This window comes from Massilia sp. CT11-108, assembly GCF_047302915.1.
GTDB lineage: Bacteria > Pseudomonadota > Gammaproteobacteria > Burkholderiales > Burkholderiaceae_D > Telluria > Telluria orientalis.
In genome coordinates, this window is record NZ_JBKYMO010000333.1 from 1 (window position 1) to 6,401 (window position 6,401).

Annotated in this window: 5 protein-coding genes and 1 pseudogene; all 6 read left to right on the top strand. The window is 66.9% G+C overall.

All coding sequences use genetic code 11. The annotated features are described in order from the left end of the window. A pseudogene (locus ACEN88_RS21950) lies at window positions 1-505 on the top strand (nitrate ABC transporter substrate-binding protein); the annotation flags it as partial. Between the two features lie 277 nt (window positions 506-782). Next, window positions 783-2,078, top strand: a complete 1,296-nt coding sequence (locus ACEN88_RS21955) for an MFS transporter (protein ID WP_413343013.1) — start codon at window positions 783-785, stop codon at window positions 2,076-2,078. 29 nt (window positions 2,079-2,107) lie between these two features. After that, the gene (nirB, locus tag ACEN88_RS21960) at window positions 2,108-4,645 is read left to right on the top strand and encodes a nitrite reductase large subunit NirB (protein WP_413343015.1); all 2,538 of its coding nucleotides are present in this window, start codon (window positions 2,108-2,110) and stop codon (window positions 4,643-4,645) included. A 26-nt stretch (window positions 4,646-4,671) separates the two neighbouring features. After that, window positions 4,672-5,031, top strand: a complete 360-nt coding sequence (gene nirD, locus ACEN88_RS21965; protein WP_413343017.1) for a nitrite reductase small subunit NirD — start codon at window positions 4,672-4,674, stop codon at window positions 5,029-5,031. Further along, a complete protein-coding gene (locus tag ACEN88_RS21970) occupies window positions 5,032-6,237 on the top strand; it encodes an NAD(P)/FAD-dependent oxidoreductase (protein WP_413343019.1) in 1,206 nt (401 codons plus the stop codon). It abuts the gene before it with no gap. A gap of 13 nt (window positions 6,238-6,250) precedes the next feature. Then, window positions 6,251-6,340, top strand: a complete 90-nt coding sequence (locus ACEN88_RS21975) for a hypothetical protein (RefSeq protein WP_413343021.1) — start codon at window positions 6,251-6,253, stop codon at window positions 6,338-6,340. Window positions 6,341-6,401: the final 61 nt, after the last annotated feature.

A 6,401-nucleotide genomic window follows, 5' to 3' on the forward strand; every position in this document is an offset into this window, starting at 1 on the left:
GAACCCGCATGCGTGCCGCTCGCTGGTCGCGGCCGTGCTGGAGGCGGGGCGCTGGCTCGACGAATCGCCGGAGCACCGCGACGTGGCGGCCGAGGTGCTGTCCAGCCCCGCCTATGTGAACGCGGACCGCCGCGCCATCGCCGCGCGCCTGCATGGCGATTATGACAACGGCCTGGGCAAGCGCTGGATCGATCCCGATCCGGTGCGCTTCCACGACGAGGGCGAGGCCAATTTCCCGTACCTGTCCGACGCGATGTGGTTCATGACCCAGCACCGGCGCTGGGGCCTGCTGCGCGACGACGTCGATTACGCGGCCGTGGCCGCGCGCGTGAACCGCGTGGGCCTGTACCGCGAGGCGGCCGTGCTGGCGGGCGTGCCGGCGTCGTCGAGCCTGATGCGCCGCTCGGTGCTCATGGACGGCAAGGTCTGGGACGGCCTCGCGCCCGACGCGTATATCTCATCCTTTCCCATCCGCCGCACCGCGTTTTCCAGTTTCGCATCTTGATGGTGCTCATTCAAGCGCCTCATAAGCGTGCATGGTGCACTGCAATGAAGCGTGTCAGGCCCGGTCAATACGATCTTCCCCCTGAAAACCATCTGGCACGGGTCTTGCAAATACGGAGGTAAAGGATCAACGGCGATCCCTGAGTAAACAAGAGCCGGTCCAACGAGGGACCGGCAACAGGACAACGGCGTCCGCTGCACCCGCTTGAACGATTTCTGGAATCGTCTTCGCGGCCAGGCAGCGGGCGCCTTTTCGTTTTCAAGAAGGGAATAACAACATGGCCGGCAAAGCAAACAGTATCAAGCTATTCTCCTTTGATACGCCCCAGATGCGCGCATTCCACCTGACCTGGGTGGCCTTCTTCGTCTGCTTCTTCGCCTGGTTCGCCTGCGCACCGCTGATGCCGGTGATCAAGGGCGAGTTCCACCTGTCGGTCAGCCAGATCGCCGACATCAACATCGCGGCCGTCGCCATCACCATCATCGTGCGCCTGATCATCGGCCCGCTGTGCGACCGCTTCGGACCGCGCAAGGCCTACACCGGCCTGCTGGCGCTGGGCGCGATCCCCGTGCTGGGCGTCGCCATGGCCCAGAGCTATGAAAGCTTCCTGCTGTTCCGCCTCGGCATCGGTGCCGTCGGCGCCAGCTTCGTGATCACCCAGTACCACACCTCCGTCATGTTCGGCCCGAAGGTCGTCGGCACCGCCAACGCGGCATCGGCCGGCTGGGGCAACAGCGGCGGCGGCGTCGCGCAGGCCACGATGCCGCTGATCATGGGCGCCATGATCATGCTGGGCGTGAACGAGACGATGGGCTGGCGTGCCGCCCTGGTCGTGCCGGGCGTGCTGATGCTCATCATGGCCGTCGTCTATTACAAGTTCACCCAGGATTGCCCGGAAGGTAACTTCACCGAACTGCGCGCGGCCGGCGTGCCGTTCGAAGCGGGCGGCAAGGGTGGCTGGGCGAGCTTCTTCGAAGCCTGCCGCAACTACCGCGCCTGGCTGCTGTTCATTACCTACGGCGCCTGCTTCGGCATCGAACTGTTCATCCACAACGTCGCCGCCACCTATTACGTCGACCACTTCGGCCTGTCGCTGAAACAGGCCGGCATGGCCGCCGGCAGCTTCGGCCTGCTGGCCCTGTTCGCCCGTGCCCTGGGCGGCTGGATCTCGGACAAGGTCGCGGCCAGGGGCGACCTGAATTCCCGCGTGAACCTGCTGTTCGTCCTGATGCTGGGCGAGGGCCTGGGCCTGCTGTGGTTCTCGCAGACCACGAGCGTCACGCTGGCCATCGTCGCCATGCTCGCCTTCGGCCTGTGCACCCACATGGCGTGCGGTTCGACCTACGCCCTGGTGCCGTTCGTGAGCCGCAAGGCACTGGGCGGCGTGGCCGGCATCGTCGGCGCGGGCGGCAACGTCGGCGCCGTGCTGGCCGGCTTCCTGATGAAGGGCACGGGCGACGTGCGCCAGACCCTGATGATCCTCGGCGGCGCCGTCCTCGTCGCGGCGCTGTGCGCCATCGGCGTGCGCTTCACGCTGACCGTCCCCGAAACGCCGGCACCCGCCGCCGCCTGAACACGTTATTGCAGCATAGGAGTCGCAACATGAAACTGATCGTCATCGGCCACGGCATGGTAGGCCACAAGTTCCTCGAAACCCTGTTCGCGGAAGCCAAGCAGGATGCCCATTTCCACGTCACCGTGCTGTGCGAGGAACCGCGCCCGGCCTACGACCGCGTGCACCTGTCCTCGTTCTTCTCGGGCACCACGGCCGACCAGCTGTCGCTCGTCGCACCGGGCTTCTTCGAACAGCACGCGGGCCAGGTCGACCTGAAGCTGAACGCGAAGGCCGTCGCCGTCGACCGGGACTCCCGGACCGTCACGCTGGCCGATGGCGAAGTGCTGGCCTACGACAAGCTGGTGTTCGCGACGGGTTCCTACCCGTTCGTGCCGCCGGTCCCGGGCAAGGAGCGCAATGACATCTTCGTCTACCGCACCATCGAAGACCTGGAAAAGATGACGGAATGCGGTGCCCGTTCGAAAACCGGCGTCGTCGTCGGCGGGGGTCTGCTGGGCCTCGAATGCGCCAAGGCGCTGCGCGACATGAACCTCGACACGCACGTCGTCGAATTCGCGCCGCGCCTGATGGCCGTGCAGGTCGACGACCTGGGCGGCCGCGTGCTGCGCCGGAAGATCGAAGAGCTGGGCGTCAACGTCCACACGCAAAAGAACACGCTGCAGATCGTCGACGGCGAGTCGGCCACGCACCGCATGGAATTCGCGGACGGCAGCTTCCTCGAAGCGGACATGATCGTGTTCTCGGCCGGCATCCGCCCGCGCGACGAACTGGCCAAGGCCGCCGGCCTGGCACTGGGCCCGCGCGGCGGCATCGCGATCGACGACGCCTGCCTCGCCTCCGACCCGCACATCTACGCCATCGGCGAATGCGCCTCGTGGGGCGGCCAGACGTTTGGCCTCGTCGCACCGGGCTACGAAATGGCCCGCATCGTCGCGCGCGCGCTGATCGGCCAGGAAGCCGCCTTCGCCGGCGCCGACATGAGCACCAAGCTGAAACTGATGGGCGTGGATGTCGCGTCGATCGGCGACGCCCACGGCAACACGCCGGGCGCACGCAGCTTCCAGTTCACGGACGAGCGCAAGCAGGTCTATAAAAAGATCGTCGTGTCCGACTGCGGCAAGAAGCTGCTGGGCGCCGTGCTGATCGGCGACGCGGCCGAGTACGGCAGCCTGCTGCAGATGATGCTGAACGATATGGAGCTGCCGGAAGCGCCGGAATTCCTGATCCTGCCGCAGCTTGAGGGCGGTGCGCGTCCGGCGCTGGGCGTCGACGCGCTGCCGGCAAGCGCGCAGGTCTGCTCGTGCAACGCCGTCACCAAGGGCACCATCGCCGACGCGGTGGCCGGCGGCGCGTGCGACATCGGCGCGATCAAGTCGTGCACGAACGCCGGCACGTCGTGCGGCGGCTGCGTGCCGCTCGTCACGCAGATCATGAAGTCCGAGATGGCGAAGGCCGGCATGGCCGTCAACAACCACCTGTGCGAACACTTCCCGTACTCGCGCCAGGAACTGCACCACCTGATCCGCGTGGGCGGCATCAAGAGCTTCGGCGAACTGCTGCACAAGCACGGCCAGGGCCTGGGCTGCGACATCTGCAAGCCGGTCGCCGCCAACATCCTCGCGTCGACGTGGAACGACTTCGTGCTGAAGCCGCAGCACGCGAGCCTGCAGGATTCGAACGACTACTTCCTCGGCAACATCCAGAAGGACGGCACGTATTCCGTCGTGCCGCGCATGCCGGGCGGCGAAGTCACCCCGGACGGCCTGATCGCCGTGGGCGCGGTCGCCAAGAAATACGGCCTGTACACCAAGATCACGGGCGGCCAGCGCGTCGACCTGTTCGGCGCCCGCGTGGACCAGCTGCCGGCGATCTGGGAAGAGCTGATCGCGGCCGGCTTCGAATCCGGTCACGCCTACGGCAAGTCGCTGCGTACCGTGAAATCGTGCGTGGGCTCGACGTGGTGCCGCTACGGCGTGGGCGATTCCGTCGGCTTCGCCATCGCGCTGGAAAACCGCTACAAGGGCCTGCGCGCGCCGCACAAGATCAAGTTCGGCGTCTCCGGCTGCACCCGCGAATGCGCCGAGGCGCAGGGCAAGGACGTGGGCCTGATCGCCACCGAGAAGGGCTGGAACCTGTACGTGTGCGGGAACGGCGGCATGAAGCCCCGCCACGCGGAACTGATCGCGTCGGACCTGGATGAAGCGACGGTCGTGAAACTCGTCGACCGCTTCCTGATGTTCTACGTGCGCACGGCGGACCGCCTGCAGCGCACCAGCACGTGGCGCGAGAACCTGGAAGGCGGCCTGGATTACCTGAAGCAGGTCGTCGTCGACGACAAGCTGGGCATCGCCGCCGAGCTGGAAGCCGACATGCAGCGCGTGGTCGACACCTATGCCGACGAGTGGAAGAACGCCGTCGAAGACCCGGCCGTGCGCCAGCGCTTCCGCAGCTTCGTCAACACCGAGGGCACCGACGACAACGTCGTGTTCATGGCGGAGCGCGGCCAGATCCGCCCGGCCACGCCGGAAGAACGCCGCCGCGTCATCCCGATTGCAGCAGCTTGATTTAACGACTGGAACAGGAGAACAACATGCCCCGTGACCCGCAAGTAAAAAATGAGCTGAACCAATGGAATGCCGTCTGCTCGCTCGACCAGATCGTCCCGGACACCGGCGTCGCCGCCCTGCTGAACGGCCGCCAGGTGGCCGTGTTCCGCGTGGGCGCCGAGGAGCCGCGCGTGTTCGCCATCGATAACTACGATCCGAACTCGGACGCCGCCGTGCTGTCGCGCGGCCTGGTCGGCAGCATCGGCGAGCGCATCGTCGTCGCGTCGCCGATCTACAAGCAGCACTTCGACCTGCAGACCGGCGAATGCCTGGAAGTGCCGCACCACTCGGTGTCGAGCTACCCGGTGCGCGTCGAAGACGGCAAGGTCTGGGTGGGTGCGTAAATGAAGACCCATCCGCGCCTGGTCGTCATCGGCAACGGCATGGCGGGCATGCGCACGGTCGAGGAGCTGCTGAAGCTCGCGCCCGACATGTACCGCATCACCGTGTTCGGCGCGGAGCCGCACGGGAATTACAACCGCATCCTGCTGTCGCCCGTGCTCGCCGGCGAGAAGACCGTCGACGACATCATGCTCAACACGCGTGAATGGTACGACGCCAACGGCATCACGCTGCACGCGGGCGACCCGGTCGTGCGCATCGACCGCAAGAAGCGCGTCGTGCACGCCGCGTCCGGCCTCGCGGTGCCGTACGACCGCCTGCTGATCGCGACCGGTTCGAAGCCGTTCATCGTGCCGGTGCCGGGCCACCAGCTGCCGGGCGTGATCGGCTTCCGCGACATCAGCGACGTCGACACGATGCTGGAAGCCGCACGCGCGGGCGGGAAGGCCGTCGTCATCGGCGGCGGCCTGCTCGGCCTGGAAGCGGCCAACGGCCTGCTGCGCCAGGGGATGGAAGTCGCCGTCGTGCACGTGACGGGCAGCCTGATGAACCAGCAGCTCGACCCACCCGCCGCGGAACTGCTGCGCGCGAGCCTGGAGCAGCGCGGCCTGCGCATCCTGCTGAACCGCCAGACCGTCGCCATCGAGGGCGAGGACCGCGTGCGTTCCGTGCGCTTCGAGGGTGACGAGACCGTGGACGCCGACCTCGTCGTGATGGCGGCCGGCGTGCGCCCGAACGTCGAGCTGGCGAAGGCCGCCGGCCTGCACTGCGAGCGCGCGATCGTCGTCGACGACACGCTGCAGACCTACGACCCGCGCGTGTACGCCGTGGGCGAATGCGTGCAGCACCGCCGCGCCACGTTCGGCCTCGTCGCGCCAATCTGGGACCAGGCACGCGTCGCCGCCGCCCACCTCGCAGGCTCGGGCCACCGCCGCTACGTGCAGCAGGCCACCGCGACGAAGCTGAAGGTGACGGGCGTGGACCTGTACTCGGCCGGCGACATCGTCGGCGGCGAAGGCAGCGAAGACCTCGTGCTGCGCGACCGCCGCGGCGGCATCTATAAACGTCTCGTCGTCGCGGGCAACCGCCTGACGGGCGCCGTGTTGTACGGGGACGTCGCGGACGGTCCCTGGTACTTCGACCTGATTCAACAGCGGACGGACATCTCGTCCATCCGCGACCAGTTGCTGTTCGGCCGAGCGGCCTGACGAGGAGTTGCACATGAAGTTGTCCGCCATCCCAACCACCATCAAAACGACGTGCCCGTACTGCGGTGTCGGCTGCGGCGTCAGCGCCCAGGTCTTGCACTAAAACCCATCTCGCCCCCAACTAGCCGGACCTACATCGCGTATCCCGGGTGCGGGTTAAAAAA

What these genes read in the sequence shown, in the direction of transcription:
- nirD (WP_413343017.1), top strand. Translation starts at nt 4,672, where the DNA reads ATGCCCCGTGACCCGCAAGTAAAAAATGAGCTGAACCAATGGAATGCC.
- ACEN88_RS21970 (WP_413343019.1), top strand. Translation starts at nt 5,032, where the DNA reads ATGAAGACCCATCCGCGCCTGGTCGTCATCGGCAACGGCATGGCGGGC.
- ACEN88_RS21975 (WP_413343021.1), top strand. Translation starts at nt 6,251, where the DNA reads ATGAAGTTGTCCGCCATCCCAACCACCATCAAAACGACGTGCCCGTAC.
- nirB (WP_413343015.1), top strand. Translation starts at nt 2,108, where the DNA reads ATGAAACTGATCGTCATCGGCCACGGCATGGTAGGCCACAAGTTCCTC.
- ACEN88_RS21955 (WP_413343013.1), top strand. Translation starts at nt 783, where the DNA reads ATGGCCGGCAAAGCAAACAGTATCAAGCTATTCTCCTTTGATACGCCC.